A 25,158-nucleotide genomic window follows, 5' to 3' on the forward strand; every position below is an offset into this window, starting at 1 on the left:
AATCCTTGAGAAAGGGCTGACGCAGCGTTACGCTGCGTCAGCCCTTTCTTGTTTGCATGCTGGTACGTTAGAAAGATGACTGAAACCGTAGGGGAGGGGGCGCGCATGCGATTTAGTATTCGTCAGGCTAGCGCAGCTGATGCTCCCGCTTTGGCAGAGCTTGCCGCGCTGACCTTTCCGTTGGCTTGTCCTCCCAGTAGCCCCAAAGCCGAAATATCAGCGTTCGTCCAAGCGCATCTTGGGCCTGATACTTTCGCCGCATATTTGGCAGACCCGCTGCGGGTGATCTTTGTCGCCGAAGACAAAGCCCCCCTGTCGTCGGACCGCCTGCTGGCGTACACCATGTTGGTAGACACGCCCCCTGCCGATGCTGACGTAGCCGTACTCGTGAGCGCCCCGGACGCCATTGAATTCAGTAAGTGTTACGCACATCCTGACACTCATGGCCACGGCGTGGGGACCAGCATCATGGCTGCCAGCCTAGATTGGATTGCCAGCCAGGGTCGCCAGCAGACCTGGCTTGGCGTCAACAGTGAGAATGAGCGCGCGCAGAAATTTTATCGAAAGCATGGGTTCGCCGTAGTTGGCACCCGAAGCTTTCAATTGGGGAAACAGATCGAGCATGATTACGTCATGGTGCGGTCAGATTGAAAGAAAGAGACAGGTATTTTTGCCATGGCTGAAGCCACCGTCGAACAATTGCGGGTTCCTGAGAATCTTTTGGATAGCTCCGCTGCAGACTTCCTAGAGGCTGTGGAAGTCTCCCGACAAGTCCGCATCAACACGTGGGGCAATGACCTTCTGGCATATACGCCTGCAGAGCTTTTCGCTCTGTGCCACGATCCTTACGAGTGGTATGTGGTCCTGGTGGCGCGCAATGACTCAAAGATCATGGGCCGCGCCGGTATTGCGATGCCACTAGATGACAACACCGACTTGGCTCACGTGACCTTGGATGTGCTGCCCGAGGCGGCAGGAAACGGTATTGGCCGGAAACTTCTCGAAGCGGCCGAGCTTTTTGTGAAGGGTGAGAACCGTAAAATTGTGGTGGTTGAGACCAATCATCCCGCTGCGGATCTCGAAGCTGCCGGCTCCACTGGGGAACGGATTCCCGCAGCTCAGGGAGGCAGTGATCTCCCGCTCAAGAGCCGCGAAGCTCGTTTTGCCAGCAATGCCGGCTACGCACTGGAACGTGTGGAGCAGTTCAGTGCCTGCACCCTGCCCCCTCCCGGAGATCTCCTGGCGCAGCTGGCCCGCCGGGCTGAGGAAACGCATCAAGGTGCCTACCGTGTTCACCAATGGCTGGATTCTTGCCCCGAGGAGTGGGCCGCGGACTTTGTCCGTCTGGAAAAGGGCCACAACGAGGACGACGGCGATCTTGGCACCTGGGATGTGAAACAGCTTCGAGAAGCCGAAGAGCTGTCCCGGCTCAGTGGCCGGCACACCATTGTCAGTGCGGCCGAGCACCTGGAAACAGGGGCGCTAGTGGCTTTCACCTCCATTTCATTGCTGGGGCATCGAGATGACGTAGCTTTCCAGGACGATACCGTGGTGGAGGAAGCCCACAAGGGCAAGGATGTGGGGCTGTTCATTAAGGTTGCCAACATGGAACAGCTGGAACTGCATTTCCCTGCGTTGCGGACGCTCTACACCTGGAATTCTCCGGAGAACCAATACATGCTGGCAGTCAACGCAGCCTTGGGGTACGTCGGCGCGGGCGTAACGGGGCAGTGGCGCAAGGACTTCAACGCCGCTGATTAGCTACGTGAGCCGGAAGTGTGGCCCACTGCACAAGTCCACGATTTGGAATCATGGCGCTGGCTCCTGTAGTCTTAAAACACCAAAGACCGTCGGTCGATGATAATCACCCCCAGCTTGATGATGCAGCATGCATTCTGATGCGCTGGATATGGGCAGTTTTTCATCCGAAAGTCCTTCAATAGGACGGCCAGCGCAGGTGCACAAAGCTTATGTAGCAGTGTTGAACCGGGAGAAATCCTATGGATCCACTGCCACCAAACGCCCCGTACATCTGTGCGGGGCGTTTTTGTTTTACCAGATACCTTCACAGGTTGACGGCAGGATGAGTAAAGACCGGCAACTATTCCCGGAAGGAGTGTTATGGCAACGCCAACAAAGGTGGCTGCAGTTGCAGAAATCAAGCAAGATTTCACCGATTCAACCGCAGCAGTCCTAACCGAATACCGTGGGCTCACCGTAGCTCAGCTCAAGGAGCTGCGCGTTTCTCTCGGCCAGGACACCAAGTTCTCGGTTGTAAAGAACACTCTGACTGCCATTGCGGCTAAGGAAGCTGGTGTTGATGCTTTCGAAGGTCAGCTCTCCGGCCCCACCGCAATTGCGTTCATCAAGGGTGACGCTGTTGCAGCAGCAAAGAGCCTGACGGATTTTGCAAAAGCCAACAAGCAGCTGGTCATCAAGACCGGTATCTTCGAAGGCAAAGCTCTCGACGCTAGCGGAGTTGCCGCACTGGCTGCTCTCGAGTCTCGTGAGCTGCAGCTGGCACGCATTGCTGCCGTCCTCAAGGCTCCGATGGCCGCCGCTGTGCGCACCATCGACGCCCTGCGTTTGAAGCTCGCCGAAGGCGCTCCTGTTGAAGAGGCTCCGGCCGCTGAAGAAGCTCCCGCTGCTGAAGAGGCTCCGGCCGCTGAAGAAGCTCCGGCCGTAGAAGCCGAGACCACCGAAGCATAGCGTGCGCCGTCTTCGGACGCGCCGCCTGCCAGCAGGTGATCACCCCTAGTATTTCCCTAGATCCAACAGGGTTTAGGTTTATGGATTCGCCCCTCGCGGGCAAAACACAGAAGGAGCGCCACTCATGGCTAAGCTCACCAACGACGAGCTCATTGCAGCTTTCAAGGAACTGACCATCATCGAGCTCTCCGAGTTCGTTACCCTCTTCGAAGAGACCTTCGAAGTAACTGCTGCTGCTGTTGCAGTTGCAGGCCCCGCCGGTGGCGCAGCTGAAGAAGCCGCAGAGCAGACTGAATTCGACGTTATCCTCGAAGCAGCCGGCGACAAGAAGATCGCTGTTATCAAGGAAGTTCGCTCCATCACTTCCTTGGGTCTGAAGGAAGCCAAGGAGGTCGTTGATTCGGCTCCTAAGGCTGTTCTTGAAGGTGCAACGAAGGAAGCTGCTGAGAAGGCCAAGGAAGCTCTCGAAGCTGCCGGCGCCACGGTTACCCTCAAGTAATCACCTCGCTCTTCTAAAGAAGCCCCGCACCAATTGGTGCGGGGCTTCTTTGTCTTAACGCGTGCCCACCGGCGGTGGACCGGCATTCCCGGGCCGCTGCCCATGAATGCCCGTCTGGGGTGGCGTCGAGCTATTGCGGCACGGAGATGTCGGCCACCACGGCACCGTAGGCCGCTACAAGTGCGTCCGCGTCGACGAACATGCTGTAGCCGTGTTCACCGGCGCCCATGGCAACCTTGTGCCCGGTCATGCTTTCGTCGGCATAGACGGGCCACGCCGTAGTGCTGCCTAGGGGAGTGATGGTGCCGCGCTCGTAGCCCGTGGCTTCCAAAGCAACCTCCGCCTTGGGCATTTGCAGCTTGTTGACGCCAACTACCGTGCGCAGCTTGGGCCAGGAGATGGAACGGCCGCCGGGCACCAGGGCAAACAGGAATGTCCCATCGCTTCGCTTGACCACCAGAGACTTCACAATGTCCTGTGGTGTGATTCCCATGAGAGTGGCAGCCTCTTCCAAAGAATTGGCTGCAGGGCGGGCAAAGATTTCTACTGCGAGTCCGCGTGCTGCTGCGTCCGCCGCGACCCGGGCATGGCCCTCGGGCAAAGACTCGTGGGTCACTGTGCGTCCCGGAACAGCAGGAGGGCTTCGCCCTGGCCGCCACCGCCGCACAATGACACGGCAGCCTTTCCTGTCCCTCGCCTGCTCAATTCCATGGCTGCATGCAGTGCCAGCCGTGCACCGGAGGCCCCGATGGGGTGGCCTAGCGCAATGGCGCCGCCATGGATGTTGCACTTCTCCAAGGGGAAGTCCAGATCGCGCAAGGACTGAACGGCAACTGAGCCGAAGGCCTCGTTGATCTCAATGAAGTCCAGGTCCGCCACATTCCAGCCTGCCGTTGAAAGCGCCTTGGCAATGGCATTGGAGGGCTGCGAGTGCAGTGAATTATCAGGCCCGGCCACCTGACCGGGGGCGCCCACAACTGCGAGCCAGGTCAGGCCGTGCTCCTCTGCATAGGCGCGCGATGACAAAACCAGGGCGCTGGCACCGTCGGATAGGGGAGAGGAGTTTCCTGCCGTGATGGCGCCGTCGGCGGTAAAGGCTGGACGCAAACCGGCCAAGGTGTCCACGGTGGTCTGCGGCCGAATTCCCTCATCCTGGTCTAGGGTCAGCGGATCCCCCTTACGCTGGGGCACCATGACCGGGACAATCTCGTCGGCGAAAACACCGGCTGCGGCCGCTGCAGCTGCGCGCTGGTGTGAGGCTGCGGCCACCTCGTCTTGAGCGGTGCGGGTGATATTTAGCCGAATGTTTCCACGTTCCGTGGACAGGCCCATGGAGTCGTTGTCGAAGGCGTCCGTCAGCCCATCATGTGCCGCCACGTCGAGGGCCTCGATGGCGCCATAGGCCCAGCCTTTGCGTGATCCTGGCAAAAGATGCGGGGCCGCAGTCATGGATTCCTGCCCGCCGGCAACCACCACGCGAGCTTCCCCGCTTCGAATCAATCGCGCAGCATCAATGACAGCTGTCAGCCCGGAAAGGCAGACCTTGTTGATGGTCAGGGCTGGCACATTCCAGCCAATGCCAGCACCCACGGAGCTCTGCCGTGCCGGGTTCTGACCGGCACCGGCCTGGAGAACCTGCCCCATGATGACCTGATCGATGTCCGCAACGTCCACGCCCGATCGGGTGAGCGCAGCGGCGATAGCCTTTGCGCCAAGTTCGGCGCCAGTAAATGGCGCCAGCTGACCGTTCAACCGTCCCTGTGGAGTGCGGGCTCCGGCAAGAATTACTACATCATTTGCTTGTGACGCCATGGCCGCACTGCTCCTTGAATCTTATTCCGCACACTTCCTCGTTGAACTGTGCATCCCTTCCATAGAATCTAACAGCACCGCCCCCTTTGAAAATTCCTTTTGGCTGTTCGACGGCGAAGCAAACGGGGTATTATGAGCGTGCAGCGGCGGTGAGAATATCCATACTTGCGATTTTCCAAATCTCGGGGTAGACACGCGAGCCCTTAATGCAGTAGAGTAGATCTTTGCGTATCCCTCTTTACCTTCAGCCTTCATATAGCGGTGGGCTTTGTTTCGGTCAAGGGTCATGGAAACACGCGCCAAAGGGCAGCATTGCTGCACTTTGAAGCGTCTTCCACGGCTGTTTGGCCAGCGTTCCTCCGGGTTTGATGACCGGGAGAGAAACGGGTAAGGGTTCGTAAGAACAAGCCTGCAGGTCTGTGGAAGGATCCCTCTTGGTCGCCTCGAGCACCTCTAATGTAAATAACGCTGCAACCGCTATCGATTCAAACAGCACCGACGGTGCAAAGAGTCGCATCTCATTCGCTAAGATTCATGAGCCGCTTGACGTGCCGAATCTGCTTGCACTCCAGACCGAGAGCTTTGACTGGCTCGTAGGTAATGGACGCTGGCAGGACCGCATGCAGAGTGCCGTGGATGCTGGCGATGACAGTGTGGCCGTCACGTCGGGTCTGTCCGACATTTTCGAAGAAATTTCCCCCATCGAGGACTTCCAGGGCACCATGTCCCTGTCCTTTACGGAGCCGGAATTCTCTGACCCCAAGTTCACCGTTGACGAGTGCAAGGATCGCGACGCTACGTACGCCGCACCGCTGTACGTCAAGGCCGAGTTCATGAACAACTTGACCGGTGAAATCAAGCAGCAGACTGTCTTCATGGGCGATTTCCCGCTCATGACCAACAAGGGCACGTTTGTTATCAACGGCACCGAGCGTGTTGTTGTTTCCCAGCTGGTTCGTTCCCCGGGTGCTTACTTCGAGCGCACCGCGGACAAGACCAGTGACAAGGAAATCTTCACCGCCAAGATCATCCCCTCACGTGGTGCATGGTTCGAGCTGGAGATTGACAAGCGCGATCAGGTTGGCGTTCGTCTTGACCGCAAGCGCAAGCAGTCAGTCACCGTACTGCTGAAAGCTTTGGGTTGGACCGAAGGCCAGATCCTGGAAGAGTTCGGCGAGTTCGACTCGATCCGCGCCACCTTGGAAAAGGATGCCACCACAGGCCGCGAGGATGCCCTGCTGGACATCTACCGCAAGCTCCGTCCGGGCGAGCCGCCCACAGTTGACGCTGCTGACGCACTGTTGCACAACCTGTACTTCAACCCGAAGCGTTACGATCTGGCCAAGGTTGGCCGTTACAAGATCAACCGCAAGCTGGGTATTGACCTGCCGTTGAGCGACGAGAAGGCTTCCGTCCTGAGCGTGGATGACATTGTCGCCATGATCAAGTACTTGGTTGCTTTGCACGCCGGCAACAAGACCACCAAGGGCCAGCGCGACGGCGCCGAGGTTGACCTCCGTGTTGACGTCGATGACATCGACCACTTTGGTAACCGTCGTATCCGCGCCGTTGGCGAGCTCATCGAGAACCAGGTCCGCACGGGCCTGTCCCGTATGGAGCGCGTTGTTCGCGAGCGTATGACCACTCAGGACGTCGAGGCCATTACGCCGCAGACACTGATCAACATCCGTCCCGTTGTGGCAGCTATCAAGGAGTTCTTCGGAACCTCTCAGCTCTCACAGTTCATGGATCAGAACAACCCGCTGGCCGGTCTGACGCACAAGCGTCGTCTGTCCGCGCTGGGCCCGGGCGGTTTGTCCCGTGACCGTGCAGGCATGGAAGTTCGAGACGTTCACCCGTCGCACTACGGCCGTATGTGCCCCATTGAAACCCCTGAAGGACCCAACATTGGTCTGATCGGTTCCTTGGCTTCCTACGGACGTATTAACCCGTTCGGTTTCATTGAGACCCCGTACCGTCGCGTCAAGAACGGCTTCGTCTCTGACGAGGTTGATTACCTGACCGCTGATGACGAGATGGACGTTGTCATTGCACAGGCCAACGCGCCTCTGGATGCCAACAGCCACTTCGAAGAAGATTCTGTTCTGGTTCGCCAGCGCGGTGGTGGCGGCGAGCCCGTCCTGATCCCGGCCAACGACGTCGAGTACATGGACGTTTCCCCGCGCCAGATGGTGTCCGTGGCAACAGCCTTGATTCCGTTCCTCGAGCACGATGACGCTAACCGCGCACTCATGGGTGCGAACATGCAGCGTCAGGCTGTTCCGCTGGTCCAGTCCGAGGCCCCCTTTGTGGGTACCGGCATGGAGCGCGCAACGGCTGTTGACGCCGGAGACGTTGTCATCGCCAAGAAGGCCGGTGTGGTCTCTGAGGTTTCCGCAGACGTCGTTGTCATGTTGAACGACGACGGCACGGAGATCAGCTACCCGATCGCCAAGTACCAGCGTTCCAACCAGGGAACGGCCTACAACCAGCGCGTTCTGGCCTCTGAGGGCCAGCGTCTGGAAGTTGGCGGCATCATCGCTGACGGTCCGGCAACGGACATGGGCGAGCTTGCCTTGGGTAAGAACCTCTTGGTTGCTTTCATGTCCTGGGAAGGTCACAACTACGAGGATGCCATCATCCTTTCGCAGCGCATTGTTGCCGAAGATGTACTCTCCTCCATTCACATCGAAGAGCATGAGATCGATGCTCGCGACACCAAGCTTGGTGCTGAAGAAATTACTCGGGACATCCCGAACGTTTCCGAGGAAATCCTTGCTGGTCTCGACGAGCGCGGCATCATCCACATCGGTGCAGAAGTTGAAGCCGGCGACATCCTGGTTGGAAAGGTCACGCCCAAGGGCGAGACCGAACTGACCCCGGAAGAGCGTTTGCTGCGCGCCATCTTCGGTGAGAAGAGCCGCGAAGTTCGCGACACTTCCTTGAAGGTTCCCCACGGTGAATCAGGAACCGTCATCGGTGTTCGCGTCTTTGACCGCGACTCCGAAGATGACCTGCCCCCCGGTGTGAACCAGCTGGTTCGCGTTTACGTTGCCAACAAGCGCAAGATCACCGATGGTGACAAGTTGGCTGGCCGTCACGGTAACAAGGGTGTTATTTCCAAGATCCTCCCGATCGAAGATATGCCCTTCCTGGCCGACGGTACCCCGGTTGACATCGTCCTGAACCCCTTGGGTGTTCCGGGTCGAATGAACGTTGGACAGGTCCTGGAAATCCACCTCGGTTGGGTTGCCAAGACTGGTTGGAAGGTTGAAGGCGAGCCTGACTGGATCAAGAACCTGCCGAACCTGCCGCGTGAAATCGGTCAGACGAAGGTTGCTACTCCGGTATTCGATGGTGCCCGTGACTCTGAAATCACTGGTCTGCTCGATTCCACCACGCTGACTCGTGACGGCGAACGCCTGATCGATTCCTCCGGTAAGACGCGTCTGTTTGACGGCCGCTCCGGCGAGCCGTTCCCGGACCCGGTTTCCGTGGGCTACATGTACATCTTGAAGCTTCACCACTTGGTGGACGACAAGATCCACGCCCGCTCCACGGGCCCGTACTCCATGATCACTCAGCAGCCCTTGGGCGGTAAGGCGCAGTTCGGTGGACAGCGCTTTGGTGAGATGGAAGTTTGGGCACTGGAAGCATACGGCGCGGCGTACACGCTGCAGGAATTGCTGACGATCAAGTCCGATGATATTCATGGCCGCGTGAAGGTTTACGAGGCCATCGTCAAGGGCGAGAACATCCCGGAGCCGGGTATCCCGGAATCCTTCAAGGTTCTCATCAAGGAAATGCAGTCGCTGTGCCTGAACGTGGAAGTACTTTCCACCGACGGAACAACGATTGAGATGCGTGACTCGGATGAAGAAGTCTTCCGGGCCGCGGAGGAGCTGGGCATCGACCTGTCACGGGCCGAGCCTAACTCTGTCGAAGAAGTTTAGTGAGTCGACGGCGGTGGCCAGCCCACCGCCGTCGAACCTTCACTTCCTCCCGTACCCGCTTAGACATTCAGACTTAGAGAATTAGAGAGAACAGGACCCATATGTCCAGCGAATCCTCCTTCGGCCTCATGCAGATTGGCCTGGCCACCGCGCAAGATATCCGCGACTGGTCACACGGCGAAGTCAAGAAGCCGGAAACTATCAACTACCGCACGCTCAAGCCGGAAAAGGACGGGCTCTTCTGCGAGAAGATCTTCGGCCCTTCCCGTGACTGGGAGTGCTACTGCGGCAAGTACAAGCGCGTGCGCTTCAAGGGCATCATTTGTGAGCGTTGTGGCGTTGAAGTCACCCGCGCCAAGGTGCGCCGTGAGCGCATGGGCCACATTGAGCTTGCCGCTCCCGTAACTCACATCTGGTACTTCAAGGGCGTTCCCTCGCGCTTGGGCTACCTCTTGGATCTGGCTCCGAAGGACCTTGAAAAGGTCATTTACTTCGCTGCCTATATGATCACCAGCGTCGACGATGCTGCCCGCCACGAAGAATTGCCGAACCTTCAGATCGAGCATGATCTGGAAAAGAAGCGCATGGTGGACACTCGTGACAGCGACATCGCCACGATCGCCCGCGACCTGGAAGGCGAGCTTGCTCGTCTTGAAGGCGAAGGCGCCAAGGCTGCCGATAAGAAGAAGGCTCGCGACTCCGCGGACCGTCAGATGGCTAACGTGCGTAAGCGCGCCGACGCCGATATCGACCGCCTCGAGCAGGTTTGGGACCGTTTCAAGGCTCTCAAGGTTGCCGACCTGGAAGGTGACGAAGCTCTTTACCGCGAACTGCGCGAGCGCTACGGCATGTTCTTCGAAGGTTCCATGGGTGCCGAAGCCATCAAGAGCCGTCTTGCGACGTTCGACATGGCTGGCGAAGCCGAGATCCTGCGCGACATCATTGCCAATGGCAAGGGCCAGCGCAAGACCCGTGCACTGAAGCGACTGAAGGTTGTCAACGCATTCTTGACCACCAACAACAGCCCGCTTGGCATGGTTCTGGACGCCGTCCCGGTGATCCCGCCGGAACTGCGCCCCATGGTTCAGCTCGACGGTGGCCGTTTCGCTACCTCGGACTTGAACGATCTGTACCGTCGCGTGATCAACCGCAACAACCGTCTCAAGCGCCTGCTTGATTTGGGTGCTCCGGAGATCATCGTCAACAACGAAAAGCGCATGCTGCAGGAAGCTGTTGACTCGCTGTTCGATAACGGTCGTCGTGGCCGTCCTGTCACCGGTCCGGGTAACCGTCCGTTGAAGTCCCTGAGCGACATGCTCAAGGGCAAGCAGGGTCGATTCCGTCAGAACCTCCTTGGCAAGCGCGTTGACTACTCTGGCCGTTCGGTTATTGTTGTTGGCCCGCAGCTGAAGCTGCACCAGTGTGGTCTGCCTAAGCAGATGGCGTTGGAGCTCTTCAAGCCGTTCGTGATGAAGCGCTTGGTTGACCTCAACCACGCACAGAACATCAAGAGCGCCAAGCGCATGGTTGAGCGTTTCCGTCCCCAGGTTTGGGATGTTCTCGAAGAGATCATCACCGAGCACCCGGTACTGCTGAACCGTGCACCAACCCTGCACCGTTTGGGTATCCAGGCGTTCGAGCCTCAGCTTGTTGAAGGTAAGGCAATCCAGCTTCACCCGCTGGTTTGTGGTGCTTTCAACGCTGACTTCGACGGTGACCAGATGGCAGTTCACTTGCCGTTGAGCCCCGAAGCTCAGGCTGAAGCTCGCATCTTGATGTTGTCCTCGAACAACATTTTGAAGCCTTCTGATGGCCGTCCCGTGACCTTGCCGTCACAGGATATGATCATCGGTCTGTACCACTTGACCACCAAGCGCGAAGGTTCTGTTGGCGAAGGCCGCAGCTTCTCCACCGCTGCCGAGGCCATCATGGCCCACGACGCCGGTGAGCTGCACTTGAACTCTCAGGTGAAGATCCGTTTGGATAACTTCATCCCGGGCGTCGAGCGCAAGGGTCCGGAAGGCTTCGTTGCTGGCGATTCCGCCATCATCGACACGTCCCTGGGTCAGGTCATCTTCAACGAGACTCTGCCTGCGGATTACCCGTGGATCGAAGCAGTTGCCGACAAGGGCCAACTCTCCGAGATCGTCAACGACCTCGCCGAGCGGTACCCCAAGGTAGTTGTGGCAGCAACACTGGATAACCTGAAGGATTCCGGTTTCTACTGGGCCACCCGATCAGGTGTCACAGTTGCTATCTCGGACATTAAGGTGCCCGAAGCCAAGCCCGCCATCTTGGAAGGCTACGAGATCAAGGCCGCCAAGGTTCAGGCTCAGTACGACAAGGGTCTGATTGCTGACGAGGAGCGCCGCCAGGAGCTCATCGACATTTGGAACCAGGCAACCAACGAGATCGCTGATGTTATGCGCGCATCCTTCGCCGCATCCAACACGATTAACCGTATGGTTTCCTCCGGTGCTCGTGGTAACTGGATGCAGGTTCGCCAGATTGCCGGTATCCGTGGCTTGGTGGCTAACCCTAAGGGTGAAATTATTCCTCGCCCGATCAAGTCCTCTTACCGTGAGGGCCTGTCGGTTTTGGAGTACTTCATTGCTACTCACGGTGCCCGTAAGGGTCTTGCTGATACCGCTCTGCGTACGGCAAACTCCGGTTACCTGACGCGTCGACTGGTTGACGTTTCACAGGATGTCATCGTTCGCGAAGACGACTGTGGCACCGAGCGCGGTTTGACTCTGCCCATCGCTGTCGTTGACAGCAATGGCGAGTTCGTCCTGCACGAGGAAGTCGAGAACAGCGTTTACGCTCGTACCTTGGCGTCCGAGGTAGTGGACTCCTCAGGCACGGTCTTGGCTGAAGCCGGAGCCGATGTCGGAGATGTTCTCATCGCCGCGCTGTTCGCAGCTGGTGTTGAAGAGATCAAGGTCCGCTCGGTACTGACCTGTGAGTCAACTGTTGGAACCTGTGCTCTTTGCTACGGCCGTTCACTGGCCACCGGCAAGACCGTGGACATTGGTGAGGCCGTCGGTATTATTGCCGCACAGTCCATTGGTGAGCCCGGTACCCAGCTGACCATGCGTACCTTCCACACCGGTGGTGCTGTTTCTGCCAGCCGTGGCGAGGACATCACCCAGGGTCTGCCCCGTATTCAGGAGCTCTTCGAAGCACGTACCCCCAAGGGTGTTGCTCCGATCGCAGAAGCTGCCGGCCGCATCAACATTGATGAGTCCGAGAAGACCATGCGTTTGATCCTGACACCGGACGACGGCACCGAAGAGATCGCTTACCCGGTTCTTCGCCGTGCACGTCTGACGGTTGCTGACGGTGAGCATGTTGAAGTTGGCCAGAAGCTCATTGTGGGTGCGGTTGACCCCAAGCAGGTTCTGCGTATCCTCGGCCCGCGTGCCGCTCAGAAGCACCTCGTTGAGGAAGTTCAGGGCGTTTACCGCAGCCAGGGTGTGGGTATCCACGACAAGCACGTCGAGGTTATTGTCCGCCAGATGCTCCGTCGCGTGACGGTCATTGAGTCCGGCGATTCCAAGTTGCTGCCCGGCGAGCTCGCCGAGCGCGGTCGCTTCGAGACGGAAAACCGTCGCGTTGTGTCCGAAGGCAAGAAGCCGGCATCAGGTCGTAACGAACTGATGGGTATCACCAAGGCTTCCTTGGCTACCGAATCATGGCTCTCCGCCGCATCCTTCCAGGAGACCACCCGCGTTCTGACGCAGGCGGCCATGGAAGGTAAGTCGGACCCGCTGTTGGGTCTGAAGGAGAACGTGATCATCGGTAAGTTGATTCCTGCCGGCACCGGCCTTCCGCGCTACACCAACGTCACGGTGGAGCCCACGGAAGAAGCCAAGGCCAACCTGTTCACGGGTCCGAGCGCATTCAGCGACTTTGACTATGTGGGCGGCGTAGGAGATTTGGGTAACGAGTTCCGTGCCATCCCCTTGGATGACTACGATCTCGGTACCAACTTCTCCGGCTGACATATAGCTGAATAAGAGAGCTGCCGAGGGTCCCAAGCCGAGCTTGCGAGGTTTGGGAGGCAGCGAACGGGCGGTTGGTGAGTTTCATTGCGAAACTCACCAACTGCCGTCGTACTTTAAGTAACGCTTCCTCAGATAATGCGGCTTTTTGGCAAACGCTCCTGCACCACTACAGGGAATAGTCGCCGGACTTCCACTTCTCCCAGTCCCAGGTGGAAAGGAACTTGCTCGCACTGGCATGACCCTTGGCGTACATGTCCCGTTTGTCTTGGGCTGTGAGCTTGAAATCGGTTGAGTGGTAGGCGGAGGTGTCCACGAAAACGGTGCGAGAGATCGCTTGTGGGTCATTCACATAGCTGCGATCATGGGCCCCAATCATGGTGCTCAACAGCGACTTGGCTAATTGGACACCATTGTCATCCGCAACCCAGTCTTCGGATCGGATGGTGGAGCGGCCGGAGAGCTTCACTCCGAGTGTGGGCCACCGTGAGGGTGCGCTGTCATGCCGGTCAAAGATTGACATGGGGAAGTTGGAGAGCATGCCGCCATCAACGCAAACAATGTGATCATGGCCTGTGGTCTTGACATCGGTGGGCAACTTCCAGGGGCGGAAGAAGAACGGAATTGAGGCGGAAGCGCGGATGGCGTCTGCCACAGATGCCGTGTCGGGGTCCACACCCAGAAGCTGTTCATAGTCCCATGGCAGGCGGAGCATCAGCCCTCGTGAAACATCAGAGACAATCACCACCAGCTTGTATCTCTGGGACGGTGGCAGCGCACTGTCTGGATCGTCCTCCTTTAGATCAGCCCATGTGCGCACCCCATGTTCGGCGAGGGTATCGGTGAGCCAATCATGCAGGAATCCACCAGCGTAGAGACCTTCATGGAGGAGCAAACCTGCCGTTGCACCCACCCCGGGGATATGTGAAAAGAACCCCACCTCATCCTCGAAGCGCGAAAAATCCAGCTGATCCATCACAGTTTTTACCTGTGAAACACCCATGCCAGAGGCAAGTAGACCAGCAACTATTGCCCCTGCGGACGTGCCGGCAATTCGGTGAAAAGTGTATGGATCGCTGTGGTTGGCCAAAGCGGTCACCGCGCCGACCAAACTGGAGCCTTTCACACCGCCACCTTCAAGAACCAAATCTGCATCAGTCATGACGCACCCGCTCAATCTGCAAGCCGCCCCACAAGTGAGGCTCCGCGGAGTCGCAAGCGCGGCGCACGGCGTCGTGGGGTATCTTTGAGCGTGCGCCTGCTTGCTGCGCCTGTCAAGTACGCGTCTGGAGGACGATTCGTGCCAGAGGGGTAACCCGTGGTAATGTAATAAGTAATTGTTAGTGTGGCAGTGGATAAGAGTGTCAATTTTCTTACGTTTCGACGGAGGAAGTGGATGCGGGTCCGGGTTGTACGGTTCTTGTACAGCGAATGCCACATTTTTGCATGCCTAGGCGCTGTGAAGTCGCCAAGTCTGCGACTACCAGTAAAAGGCTTTCCCTGGCGGCTGTTTAATGTGAGCGTCGGGGCCAGCAACACGAGAATCCACTCGAGAAAACAACGGAGAACACGAAAGTGCCTACGATTAACCAGCTGGTCCGAAAGGGCCGGACACCCAAGGTCACAAAGACCAAGGCTCCCGCATTGAAGGGTAGCCCCATGCGTCGCGGCGTTTGCACGCGCGTTTACACGACCACTCCGAAGAAGCCGAACTCGGCTCTGCGTAAGGTTGCACGTGTGCGCCTCAACGGCGGCGTGGAAGTTACTGCTTACATCCCCGGTGTTGGCCACAACCTCCAGGAGCACTCCATCGTGCTCGTTCGTGGAGGCCGTGTTAAGGACCTTCCCGGTGTTCGTTACAAGATCGTCCGTGGCGCATTGGATACCCAGGGCGTTAAGAACCGCAAGCAGGCTCGCAGCCGCTACGGTGCAAAGATGGAGAAGAAGTAATATGCCTCGCAAGGGTCCGGCCCCCAAGCGGCCGCTAGTTGTAGATCCCGTATACGGTTCCCCCCTGGTCACTCAGCTGATCAACAAGGTCCTCGTTGACGGCAAGAAGTCCACCGCAGAGCGCATCGTTTACGGTGCACTCGAAGGTGTACGCGAAAAGACCGGTGCTGATCCCGTTGTTGCCTTGAAGAAGGCCATGGAGAACATCAAGCCGAGCCTTGAAGTTAAGTCCCGCCGTGTTGGTGGCGCTACCTACCAGGTTCCCGTTGAAGTCAAGCCGGGTCGTCAGACCGCACTTGCTCTTCGCTGGTTGGTTGGTTACTCAAAGGCTCGCCGCGAGAAGACCATGACCGAGCGTTTGCGCAACGAAGTATTGGATGCCTCCAATGGTCTTGGTGCCGCTGTTAAGCGTCGCGAAGATACCCACAAGATGGCAGAGTCCAACAAGGCCTTCGCCCATTACCGCTGGTAACTAGAGCAAATAGCTTGCCGGCGGCTCAACCCGCCGGCAAGCTTTCAGCTCATCTCTAGACAAGGGAGAAACCGTGGCACAGGACGTGCTTACAGACCTTCTGAAGGTCCGCAACATCGGCATCATGGCCCACATTGATGCTGGCAAGACCACTACCACTGAGCGCATCCTGTTCTACACGGGTGTGAACCACAAGATCGGCGAAACGCACGACGGTGCTTCGACGACTGACTGGATGGAACAGGAAAAGGAACGCGGCATCACCATCACGAGCGCCGCCGTGACCTGCTTCTGGAACAACAACCAGATCAACATCATTGACACCCCCGGCCACGTTGACTTCACGGTGGAAGTTGAGCGCTCCTTGCGAGTTCTCGATGGCGCCGTTGCTGTCTTCGATGGCAAGGAAGGCGTTGAGCCGCAGTCTGAGACCGTTTGGCGTCAGGCTGACAAGTACAACGTTCCGCGTATCTGCTTTGTCAACAAGATGGACAAGCTCGGTGCTGACTTCTACTTCACCGTAGACACCATCATCAACCGCTTGGGTGCCAAGCCGTTGGTTATGCAGCTGCCGATCGGCGTCGAGAGTGAATTCACCGGTGTTGTTGACCTGATGACGATGAAGGCATTCGTCTGGGCCGGCGACTCCAAGGGTGACGTCACCATGGGTGCTGCTTACGAAATCCAGGAGATCCCCGCTGATCTTCAGGAAAAGGCTGAAGAGTACCGCGCAGCCCTCATTGAGGCCGTTGCAGAGTCCTCCGAAGAGCTCATGGAGAAGTACCTCGAGGGCGTAGAGCCTTCCATCGAGGAACTCAAGGCTGGCATCCGCAAGATGACCGTCAACTCTGAGATCTACCCGGTCTTCTGTGGTTCTGCATTCAAGAACCGTGGCGTTCAGCCGATGCTCGATGCTGTCATCGACTACCTGCCGAACCCGATCGACGTTGGCGCAATGATCGGTCACGATCCTCGCGACGAGTCCATTGAGATCAGGCGCGAACCGAGCGAAACGGAGCCGTTCTCGGCTCTGGCGTTCAAGATCGCTACGCACCCGTTCTTCGGTCAGTTGAACTTCATCCGCGTGTACTCCGGCAAGGTAACTTCCGGTACGCAGCTGATGAACTCGACCAAGGGCAAGAAAGAGCGCATTGGCAAGCTCTTCCAGATGCACGCCAATAAGGAAATGCCCGTAGACGAGATCCACGCGGGTCACATCTACGCTGTGATTGGCCTCAAGGACACCACCACCGGTGATACCTTGTGCGATCCGGCTAACCCCATCGTTCTTGAGTCGATGACCTTCCCCGCTCCCGTGATCTTCGTTGCCATTGAGCCGAAGACCAAGGGTGACCAGGAGAAGCTCTCCACTGCTATCCAGAAGCTCTCCGCTGAGGACCCGACGTTCACCGTCAACCTCAACGAAGACACCGGCCAGACCGAAATTGGCGGCATGGGCGAGCTCCACTTGGACATCCTTGTGGACCGCATGCGTCGCGAATTCAACGTTGAAGCCAACGTTGGCAAGCCGCAGGTTGCGTACCGCGAAACCATCAAGCGCGCCGTTGCTAAGCACGACTACACGCACAAGAAGCAGACCGGTGGTTCAGGTCAGTTCGCTAAGATCCAGATCGCCATTGAGCCCCTGGATACTTCTGAAGGCGAAATGTACGAGTTCAGCAACAAGGTCACCGGTGGCCGTGTTCCCCGTGAATACATCCCCAGCGTTGACCAGGGCATCCAGTCCGCACTGCCTGATGGCGTGCTGGCCGGTTACCCGATGGTTGGCATCAAGGCCACACTGCTTGACGGTGCGTCTCACGATGTTGACTCCTCCGAAATGGCCTTCAAGATCGCTGGTCGTATGGCGTTCAAGGAAGCTGCTCGGATGGCCAACCCCATTCTGCTTGAGCCGTTGATGGAAGTTGAAGTCCGCACCCCTGAGGAATACATGGGTGAAGTAATCGGTGACATCAACTCTCGTCGTGGCCAGATGCAGTCCATGGAGGATGCAAGCGGTGTCAAGGTCATCAAGGCTCTTGTTCCCTTGTCCGGCATGTTCGGTTACATCGGTGATCTGCGGTCCAAGACCCAGGGTCGTGCCGTGTACTCGATGAAGTTCGATAGCTACTCTGAGGTTCCGAAGGCTGTTGCCGACGAAATCATCCAGAAGGCCCGCGGCGAGTAGTCGCTCTTTTGACTGGGTCGCATCTGGCATTAGGCTGGATGCGACCCAATCTGAAGCAATTTCTTAAATATCAAAAGCCCCCAGTAGACTTATTTTGATTTCAGTGACGAACAGCGTCTCTGAGAGTAAGTTTTCTAAATGTTCTAGGAGGAACCTGTGGCAAAGGCAAAGTTCGAGCGGACCAAGCCGCACGTTAACATCGGCACCATCGGTCACGTTGACCATGGTAAGACCACGTTGACTGCTGCCATTTCCAAGGTACTGTACGACAAGTACCCGGATCTCAACGAGCAGCGTGATTTCAGCTCCATCGACTCGGCGCCGGAAGAGCGCCAGCGTGGTATCACGATCAACATCTCTCACGTTGAGTACCAGACCGAGAAGCGCCACTACGCACACGTAGACGCCCCCGGTCACGCTGACTACATCAAGAACATGATCACCGGTGCTGCTCAGATGGACGGCGCTATCTTGGTAGTTGCTGCAACTGACGGCCCGATGGCTCAGACTCGCGAGCACGTTCTGTTGGCCCGCCAGGTTGGCGTTCCCTACCTGCTGGTCGCACTGAACAAGTCCGACATGGTTGATGACGAAGAACTCCTCGACTTGGTCGAAATGGAAGTTCGCGAACTGCTCTCCTCACAGGGCTTCGACGGCGACGAGGCACCTGTTGTCCGCGTTTCCGGCCTGAAGGCTCTGGAAGGCGACCCCGTATGGGTCAAGTCCGTTGAGGACCTGATGGAAGCCGTTGACAACAACGTTCCTGACCCGATCCGCGACAAGGACAAGCCGTTCTTGATGCCGGTTGAAGATGTCTTCACCATCACCGGTCGTGGCACCGTTGTTACGGGCCGCGCCGAGCGTGGCACCTTGGGCATCAACTCTGAGGTTGAGATTGTTGGTATCCGCCCGGTCCAGAAGACCACGGTTACCGGTATCGAAATGTTCCACAAGCAGCTCGACGAGGCTTGGGCCGGCGAGAACTGTGGTCTGCTTCTCCGCGGTATCAAGCGCGAAGACGTAGAGCGTGGCCAGGTTATCGTGAAGCCGGGTTCCATTACCCCGCACACCGATTTCGAAGCCAACGTCTACATCTTGGCCAAGGATGAGGGCGGTCGTCACAACCCGTTCTACTCCAACTACCGCCCGCAGTTCTACTTCCGCACCACGGATGTTACCGGCGTCATCACCTTGCCTGAGGGCACGGAAATGGTTATGCCTGGCGACAACACCGAAATGACTGTCGCGCTGATCCAGCCGATCGCCATGGAAGAGGGCCTCGGCTTCGCTATCCGCGAAGGCGGCCGCACCGTTGGTTCAGGTCGTGTCACCAAGATCATCAAGTAATTTCTAATTACTTAGATCTATAAGGAAGGGCCCCAGCTTCGGCTGGGGCCCTTCCCGTTTAAGGCTTGGCTGCACGCTTGACATGCTCGACATGCCAGTTGGGCGGGTTTCGCGACGTACTGCCGAGCTGATGGAAATGGGAGCTGATGGAAATGTTCGACGGCGGATGCGGCCTTCCGTGCGGATGTGGCCAAGGTGGTCCCGGCCCGGGCAACGCCAGTTGGTGCATGGGTGAGATGCCGTCCATGATTGACTGGGGGCAGTGTCTCCGATCTGCCCGTCAACCCCGATCTTGTCGGTGTGGGAGTCCACGGAGTGGACTTTTTTGCCGCCCCCACGAGGTGTTCGCGGATGGTGCGCTGGTCTTCCGGGGGCCAGTCCAAGACGGCAGCCAAGTAGTAGGTATTGGGGATGCCATATTCATCATGGCCGTCCAGCAGTTCCTTCTGCTGGATGTCGCTGAGACCGTCCTAGCTGTCGAGCACGTCCTGCTCGCTGCGGCTGCCACTGTTTCCACCACCGGCGTTTCCCTCGCCATTTCCGCAGCCGGGGCCAAGCCTGCTTTTACTGGAGGCGCCTCCCTGTTCCCTAGCCTGGGCTGAGGGTGGTGCGGGGCCACAAGTTCTTATGACCAGCGTAGAAGATATGTACAAAATTTCCGGTGGGCAGTAGTGCCCATGGTGTGGCAGCAGCCGCGCTATAGGCTTGAACCATGGCAATCAGCAAGCAACAGGTTCCTGCGGGGACCCTCCGAACTGCCTCCATCATCATCTTGGCATTTGCCGCAGCCGTGCTGCTGTTTGGCTTGAACATGTTTCAGGTGGGGAGCAATCCAGGGAGTACTGCCCGGGAGCTGCAGGGGTCAGGGCTGCCTGGGACTGTCACCGATGCCCGGGTCAATGTGGGCCATGGCGGTGACGGGCTACAGCACGTCTTTCGCGTGGAACTGATCTTCATGGGCAGCGACGGGACGGAGCACTCGCTCACTACCAACCACTTTCCCCGTGATCCAGCGCCCAGCACGTCCACCCAAGGATGGGTTGAGGACTTCCCCACGAAGGCTGAGATCGTGGGCCAGCCCGTGCGCTACCGCCTGGGTGAGAGTCCCGCCGTCGAGCTTGAGCGAGAAATTCCGGTCCTGGTCACTGCGGGCTGGAGCTTCCCCAACTATCTGGGCCTGGGGCTCATGGTCCTCGGCGTTGGTGCGGGCGTTGGCGGAACCGTGAGCCTAGTGCGCGCCATGCGCCGGATTCGGGAGGGCTGATTCCATGCCCCAGGTCATTGCCGAACGGACCGTGCGGCTGGATGCTGCCACAGCCTTCGAACTCTCCCAGACCACTGGCGACTTCCGGCTGAAGTGGGACCCGTTCATCCACTCGCAGCATTTGGAAGGCGGTGCCACGCAGGCGGCCAAGGGTGTGCGCACCCGGACGCGGTCGAGGATGGGGCTGCTCATGGTCAGCGAGTACGTTTCCTATGTGCCCGGCCGGAACGTCGGCATGAAGATGGTTTCCGGGCCGTGGTTCTTTGATCAGTTTGGCGGTGGCTGGCGTTTTTCCGAGCACGACGGCGGAACCCGCCTGGTCTGGAAGTACACCTTCTCCTGCCGGCCGGGATGGCTGCGGTGGCTGGCCCACCCCGTTGGCGAATGGTTGCTGGGGCGGGAGATTGAGCGGCGTATTTCAGCGTTTGCCACGGCGTGCGGAGACGATGCCCTAATTGCTGAAATGCGGTCGATTTCAGACGCCGGATAGTTATATCCATTTGATGGCCTAAATGGCGATTTTGTCCGTCCGGTGGCTTAGGATGAGAACTTACAGTCACTAGGGGAGTCGCATGAACCAGCATCGGGTACCTGAAATTCCCGCTCAGCCGCCTGCACCGTCTGCCGTTCAGCAGGCCTACGGCAGCGGCTACCTGGACGGCCACCTTGCCGGTTGGCGCGACGCCATTGCAGCCCAGGTAGCCCAAGCTGCGTTTGGTGCCCAGATGCTACAGGACGCTCCGGCGCCACCTGTTGTATCACCTTCTGTTGATACCCCTCCTGTCGCTGCGCCGCCTTTTGCTGGGCCGCAGGTTCCACAACAGCAGCTTCCCCCGCCTCATGCATTGCAACAGCCAGTGCAACAGCACATGCAGGGCCAGGCCTTCCCCGCTGGGCCCGTCATGGCCGGCGCCATGGCCCCGCCAAACGTCATGCCACAGCCCGTGCGCCGCCAACCTGGCCCTATGGCCGCGCCGATCATGGCGCAGCGTCCGACGCAGGTTCCCCTTGACCCGGCCGCCTTGGCTGCCCGGAAGGGTCGGCGGGAAACCCAGAACATCAACATCACCTTGTACGTTGCCAGCCTGCTGATGGTGGCCGCTGCTGCCTTGTTCGTTGGCAGCAGCCAGCCGGTGCCCGTCCGGCTCGTTGGGGTATGGCTGGCCACGGTGCTTTTCTATGCCGCGGGCCTGATGCTCCACAGCAAGGTTGCCAGGCTCAAGCCGGCGGCTGTTGCCTTCACCGGCACCGCCCTGGCAATCATCCCCTTCGCAGGCCTGGCCATGTACAACCTCGGCTTCCCCGACGCCCCAGCCGTGTGGCTCGTGACGTCGCTGATTGGCACCGTGGCTTATGTGGTCGCGGCCGTGCGGTTGCAAAGCCGGCTGGTTGTTTATCTGTCCCTAGCATTCCTACTGTCCACCGCATGGTCTTCCGTAGCGGTCCTTGGCGCGGCTCTGGCCTGGTACTTCGCCGCATTGGTTGTCTTCTCGGCACTGCTGTCCCTGGCCGGACACCTGCTGGACAATGGCGAGGGCGAAGCCAGCCTGTACGCCAAGCCGCTGTCCGATCTGGGACCCTGGTTTGCGCCCGTTGGCATTGCCGGTTCGCTCGTCTTCTCGCTCGCCTTGAACGCGGCCGACCACACCCTCGTTTTGCTCGCGGGTACCATCTATTACGCCGCGATGGTTACCATCTGTGCCCCTGTCATGCGCAGGTGGAACTACCTTGGACTCAGGGCTTCCGTGACTCTTGCGGCACCCTTTATAGGGTGGCTGATTCAGCCCGAACTGGCGTGGTCAGCCGGGGCGTTCACGCTTGGACTGGCCCTGCAATCTATTGTGTTGGCCTATCGCCGGGACCAGCTGGCCACCTTCCTCGGCGCTAGCCGCTGGGTTGACCGTGACGTGTTCACCAGTGTCCCGGTGGTGGCCGCAGGCGCTGTGGCGTGGACCGTCGGGCTGGCCGTTCCCTTCGGCCCGGAATCGGGCAACGAACCCTTTGCTGCTCTGGGACTGGTGGTTGCGCTGGTCACCGCAACCGCTGTGGTGCCAGCGTTCCTGCCCAAAGGGGAGTGGCTGCCGCTGCCAGCCGTGGCGCTCACCCTGCTGTGCTCGCCTTTCCTGGCCGCATCGGATTGGATGGTCCTCACGGCGATCGGCGTGGTCTACTCGGCCGCCAGGCACCTGTCCGCGAGAAATACCACCCTGGGGCATGCCATGCTGATTGTGGCCCGGGTGCTGGTTGGCGCCTTTGCCGCAGCGGCGCTGGCGCACTTCATCCCCGCCCAACCGGGCAAGGTCCACTTGATCCTGGCCGTCATGGCCGGAGTCTCCGCGCTGCAGCTGCTGGCCGATGCCATGCTGGCCAGGTTCGGCGCGGCAAACCCGGCCACCAGCTATTCGGCCGCCGCCTGGGCAGTGGTGGGAACTGGGCTCGTGGTGCTGCTCTCGGTTTCCTACGCAGGCCAGTCCAGCCTTTCCTTCCTTGGCACAGCCACACTGCCCCAGCTGCGGGTGGAGTTCCTGGTTGCGGCCCTTGCCATGGGGCTGGCCGCGGCCGTGCTCTCCCTGACCAAGCTGCCCCATGCCGGAGGGTTCTCCCGCGCGGAGGTCGTGGCGCCGTCGTACCTTGTCATTGCCGCACTGTGCACAGGACCGGTCCTTGCCGCCGGTGGGGCCAGCGTCGCCTGGGCTGCCGGGCTGGCCTACCTACTCCTCGCGGGCAGCCTACTGCGCCGGCAGAAGGAAACGCTGCACCGCTGGGCCTACTGGCGGGCGGCACGGGCAGTTTCCCTGCTGCTGGCCATTGCGCTTTTCCAGCTGTGGCGGGAGTCCGATCCGGCTACAGCCCTTGCCGGCACCCCCGTGGGTCTTGGCGCAATCATGCTGCTGGCCTTGCTGCCACAGCTGGTGATCCTCACGGTGGTGGCAGTGCAGGGCCGGCGCGTCTGGGGGCTGTCGGTCGACGTCGGGCTGACGCTGGCCGCCGTTGTTCTCATGGCGACACCGGGAATCGTCGCACCGGAAGCTGGGTTCTGGACGGCGCGGACCGCCGTGGTACTGGCAGCCGCAGCGGTGGCTGCCCTTGCCGCGTGCGGCACTCTGCGCAGCGCCGCCATGTCCACGGTGCTGTGGGCCGGGCCGGGGGCACTGGCACTCCTCTCACTACTATCGCTGGCCGACCGCCCGCAGGCTGCCGTGGTCGTAGGGATCTTTGCGCTCACATCCGGGTTCCTGGCGGCCCGGGCCGGCACCGGCGGTCTCCGAGGAGGGCATTTCCTGCTCGCCCGTGCGGCCGTATTCGGACTGGCCTGGATTGTGGTCAGGGAGCTGACGGACAACCTCGAGGTGGTTTCGCTGGTTCTCACGGGAGTCCTGCTGCTTCAGCTGGGGCTGCAGTATGTTGCCGGCGTCCCGGGGCGGTTCAATGCGGCGGTGGGTCAGGAGCAGTTCCTGCGGACCGGCCTCTGGCTGCTACTCGGCGCACAGGTGCTGGTGCCGTTCGCCTATGTGGTCCTGTCCCTAGGATTCCAGCCCTCGGGAACGGCCCTTCGCTGGGTGGTTGCGGTGGATCTGGTGGTCCTGGCTGCTTCGGCGCTGGCAGCACAACAGTGGTTGAAGCAGCGCGGCGCCTCATACCTGGCCATTGTTGCCGTCATGGGCGGGGCGGCCGTGATCGCGCCGGTCATGTGGCCCGGTGCCACGGCGCTGATACTCCTTGGACTCTGCGTCGCGGCTATCGCGTGGCGCTGCGCCAGCGAGCCCGCCGCAGCTGAGATGCGCTGGTACTGGCTGGTGGCCACGGGCAGTTTTCTGGTCACTGCCACCATTGTCGATAGCGCCGCCGCGATCGGCATTTTTGCTGCGATGTGGCTGGTGGCGGGCCTAGCGCTCTTGCTGGGTACCCATGTCATGAAGGTCCCGTGGCTGACACTGCCCGGCTCCCTCATGGTGCTGTTGTCAGCCGTCATCTTCGGCATCCAGGTGGACGATCTCGTGGACAGCACCGGGTACGCTTCCTTAGCGGCATTCGTGGTGGTTGTGGGCACGCTATACATTGTGCGCATGGTCCTGCTGTCCCTAGTCCGGGATCCGCAGGTGCGGCGCGGCAGCCTGCTCACCGTGGCACTCGGCGGCGGAGCCGTCTTCGCTTTGTGGGCCGTGGGATACGACTCCACGGCGCTGCTGGGCGCCACGGCCTTCACAGTTGTTGCGGTGCTCGGCTGCGTGGACGTTCCACCCGCGCGCCGCCGTTTGGTCATGGACATTGCGGTGCTGGCCTGCGCCGTTGCCTGGTTCTGGGCCTGCAGCGTGTATGTGGACCTGGGCTTCTTCTGGTTCGTCCAGTGGACTGCCCTAGCGTTGGCCGCCCTAGCCGTGATCCGCTATCAGGCCAAGCAGGCAGCCGCCGGCAAGGGAATGCTCATGGCCGCGGCGGTTGCGGCAAGCCTGGGCGGTTTCCTGACCATCTTCAGTGGCGACACCCTGCAGCAGCTCGTCTCGCTGCTGGTATTCGTGGCGTTGCTGGCCGTTGGCATGGGACTGGACGAACGCGTCTTCACCATCTGGGGTGCCGTAGGAGTTGCCACCGCCGTCATCTGGTACCTGCGCGGCTTCACCTACATATTGCTTGCGCTGCTGGCGTTGGGCCTGATTGCCTTCGCCATTTGGCGGTTGAATCGCAAGAAGCCGCAGGGCACGGAAGGGATGCCCATGGATCCGGGCATCCAACCACCCCCGCCCCCATACATGACGGCCCGTCCAGAGACGGGGCATCCGGGGATGATGGGGCAGCAGACTCCATCCCCGCCAAAGTCCGCGCCACAACAACCGGGGCAGCAGCCGGGGCCGCCACAGTCAGCGGGGCAGCAGCCCGGGTCGCCAGAGCAGCCGCCGTCCCAGCGCTGATCGGGAAGTAGCCGTTATCGAGAAGGTGGACGGTGGCAGTGGACGCAGAC

Annotated in this window: 18 protein-coding genes; 14 read left to right on the plus strand and 4 right to left on the minus strand. The window is 59.5% G+C overall.

Annotated features, from left to right (window positions below):
- Window positions 1-150 precede the first annotated feature (150 nt).
- The 4 genes from AS189_RS05145 (at window position 151) to rplL (ending at window position 3,208) form a co-directional block, all read left to right on the plus strand.
- Complete coding sequence (locus tag AS189_RS05145; RefSeq protein ID WP_237759971.1) at window positions 151-651, plus strand: GNAT family N-acetyltransferase; 501 nt, start codon at window positions 151-153, stop codon at window positions 649-651.
- A gap of 24 nt (window positions 652-675) precedes the next feature.
- Window positions 676-1,761: a GNAT family N-acetyltransferase gene (locus AS189_RS05150; protein WP_062286618.1), complete on the plus strand. Its 1,086-nt coding sequence runs from the start codon at window positions 676-678 to the stop codon at window positions 1,759-1,761.
- A 360-nt stretch (window positions 1,762-2,121) separates the two neighbouring features.
- On the plus strand, window positions 2,122-2,709 hold the full coding sequence (rplJ, locus tag AS189_RS05155; RefSeq protein WP_062286619.1) for a 50S ribosomal protein L10: 588 nt from the start codon (window positions 2,122-2,124) through the stop codon (window positions 2,707-2,709).
- 124 nt (window positions 2,710-2,833) lie between these two features.
- Window positions 2,834-3,208, plus strand: a complete 375-nt coding sequence (gene rplL / locus AS189_RS05160) for a 50S ribosomal protein L7/L12 (protein WP_062286620.1) — start codon at window positions 2,834-2,836, stop codon at window positions 3,206-3,208.
- A 130-nt stretch (window positions 3,209-3,338) separates the two neighbouring features.
- Here rplL and AS189_RS05165 read toward each other — a convergent pair whose 3' ends face one another.
- Window positions 3,339-3,824, minus strand: a complete 486-nt coding sequence (locus tag AS189_RS05165; RefSeq protein WP_062286621.1) for an aminoacyl-tRNA deacylase — start codon at window positions 3,822-3,824, stop codon at window positions 3,339-3,341.
- Entirely contained in the window at window positions 3,821-5,020 is a 1,200-nt protein-coding gene (locus AS189_RS05170; RefSeq protein WP_062286622.1) for an acetyl-CoA C-acetyltransferase, read from the minus strand. Before AS189_RS05170 ends, AS189_RS05165 begins: the two co-directional genes overlap by 4 nt.
- Before the next feature lie 434 nt (window positions 5,021-5,454).
- Here AS189_RS05170 and rpoB point away from each other — a divergent pair, with 434 nt between their 5' ends.
- Window positions 5,455-8,973 (plus strand): DNA-directed RNA polymerase subunit beta, encoded by a 3,519-nt coding sequence (gene rpoB / locus AS189_RS05175; protein ID WP_062286623.1) that lies wholly within the window; start codon window positions 5,455-5,457, stop codon window positions 8,971-8,973.
- A 101-nt stretch (window positions 8,974-9,074) separates the two neighbouring features.
- Window positions 9,075-12,977, plus strand: a complete 3,903-nt coding sequence (locus AS189_RS05180) for a DNA-directed RNA polymerase subunit beta' (protein WP_062286624.1) — start codon at window positions 9,075-9,077, stop codon at window positions 12,975-12,977.
- A gap of 169 nt (window positions 12,978-13,146) precedes the next feature.
- Here the strand turns inward: AS189_RS05180 and AS189_RS05185 are convergent, their stop codons facing one another.
- Window positions 13,147-14,139 (minus strand): patatin-like phospholipase family protein, encoded by a 993-nt coding sequence (locus tag AS189_RS05185; RefSeq protein ID WP_062286625.1) that lies wholly within the window; start codon window positions 14,137-14,139, stop codon window positions 13,147-13,149.
- Window positions 14,140-14,552: 413 nt separating this feature from the next.
- Between AS189_RS05185 and rpsL the strand changes: the two genes are divergently transcribed.
- The 7 genes from rpsL (at window position 14,553) to AS189_RS05220 (ending at window position 20,688) form a co-directional block, all read left to right on the plus strand.
- Window positions 14,553-14,927, plus strand: a complete 375-nt coding sequence (rpsL, locus tag AS189_RS05190; protein ID WP_038464715.1) for a 30S ribosomal protein S12 — start codon at window positions 14,553-14,555, stop codon at window positions 14,925-14,927.
- Window position 14,928: 1 nt separating this feature from the next.
- Complete coding sequence (rpsG, locus tag AS189_RS05195; RefSeq protein ID WP_038464713.1) at window positions 14,929-15,399, plus strand: 30S ribosomal protein S7; 471 nt, start codon at window positions 14,929-14,931, stop codon at window positions 15,397-15,399.
- 73 nt (window positions 15,400-15,472) lie between these two features.
- A complete protein-coding gene (gene fusA / locus AS189_RS05200) occupies window positions 15,473-17,587 on the plus strand; it encodes an elongation factor G (RefSeq protein WP_062286626.1) in 2,115 nt (704 codons plus the stop codon).
- Window positions 17,588-17,743: 156 nt separating this feature from the next.
- The gene (gene tuf / locus AS189_RS05205; RefSeq protein ID WP_062286627.1) at window positions 17,744-18,934 is read left to right on the plus strand and encodes an elongation factor Tu; all 1,191 of its coding nucleotides are present in this window, start codon (window positions 17,744-17,746) and stop codon (window positions 18,932-18,934) included.
- A 425-nt stretch (window positions 18,935-19,359) separates the two neighbouring features.
- Window positions 19,360-19,536: a hypothetical protein gene (locus AS189_RS20155; protein WP_160320794.1), complete on the plus strand. Its 177-nt coding sequence runs from the start codon at window positions 19,360-19,362 to the stop codon at window positions 19,534-19,536.
- A gap of 110 nt (window positions 19,537-19,646) precedes the next feature.
- On the plus strand, window positions 19,647-20,198 hold the full coding sequence (locus AS189_RS05215; RefSeq protein WP_062286629.1) for a hypothetical protein: 552 nt from the start codon (window positions 19,647-19,649) through the stop codon (window positions 20,196-20,198).
- Between the two features lie 4 nt (window positions 20,199-20,202).
- Window positions 20,203-20,688 carry an SRPBCC family protein gene (locus tag AS189_RS05220; protein WP_062286630.1) on the plus strand — a complete coding sequence of 162 codons (486 nt, stop codon included), beginning with the start codon at window positions 20,203-20,205 and terminating at the stop codon, window positions 20,686-20,688.
- Window positions 20,689-20,956: 268 nt separating this feature from the next.
- On the opposite strand, the gene AS189_RS21200 is transcribed toward AS189_RS05220, so the two are convergent.
- Window positions 20,957-21,577, minus strand: coding sequence for a hypothetical protein (locus AS189_RS21200; RefSeq protein ID WP_424581242.1), 621 nt, complete (start codon window positions 21,575-21,577; stop codon window positions 20,957-20,959).
- Window positions 21,578-21,943: 366 nt separating this feature from the next.
- Between AS189_RS21200 and AS189_RS05225 the strand changes: the two genes are divergently transcribed.
- Window positions 21,944-25,108 carry a hypothetical protein gene (locus AS189_RS05225; protein WP_424581244.1) on the plus strand — a complete coding sequence of 1,055 codons (3,165 nt, stop codon included), beginning with the start codon at window positions 21,944-21,946 and terminating at the stop codon, window positions 25,106-25,108.
- Window positions 25,109-25,158: the final 50 nt, after the last annotated feature.

This window comes from Arthrobacter alpinus (assembly GCF_001445575.1).
GTDB classification, from domain to species: Bacteria; Actinomycetota; Actinomycetes; order Actinomycetales; family Micrococcaceae; genus Specibacter; species Specibacter alpinus_C.

Coding starts and splice junctions, on each gene's coding strand:
- AS189_RS05150 (WP_062286618.1), top strand. CDS start 676: ATGGCTGAAGCCACCGTCGAACAATTGCGGGTTCCTGAGAATCTTTTG.
- rplJ (WP_062286619.1), top strand. CDS start 2,122: ATGGCAACGCCAACAAAGGTGGCTGCAGTTGCAGAAATCAAGCAAGAT.
- rplL (WP_062286620.1), top strand. CDS start 2,834: ATGGCTAAGCTCACCAACGACGAGCTCATTGCAGCTTTCAAGGAACTG.
- AS189_RS05170 (WP_062286622.1), bottom strand. CDS start 5,020: ATGGCGTCACAAGCAAATGATGTAGTAATTCTTGCCGGAGCCCGCACT.
- AS189_RS05180 (WP_062286624.1), top strand. CDS start 9,075: ATGTCCAGCGAATCCTCCTTCGGCCTCATGCAGATTGGCCTGGCCACC.
- AS189_RS05185 (WP_062286625.1), bottom strand. CDS start 14,139: ATGACTGATGCAGATTTGGTTCTTGAAGGTGGCGGTGTGAAAGGCTCC.
- rpsG (WP_038464713.1), top strand. CDS start 14,929: ATGCCTCGCAAGGGTCCGGCCCCCAAGCGGCCGCTAGTTGTAGATCCC.
- AS189_RS20155 (WP_160320794.1), top strand. CDS start 19,360: ATGGCCGTCCAGCAGTTCCTTCTGCTGGATGTCGCTGAGACCGTCCTA.
- AS189_RS05215 (WP_062286629.1), top strand. CDS start 19,647: ATGGCAATCAGCAAGCAACAGGTTCCTGCGGGGACCCTCCGAACTGCC.
- AS189_RS05220 (WP_062286630.1), top strand. CDS start 20,203: ATGCCCCAGGTCATTGCCGAACGGACCGTGCGGCTGGATGCTGCCACA.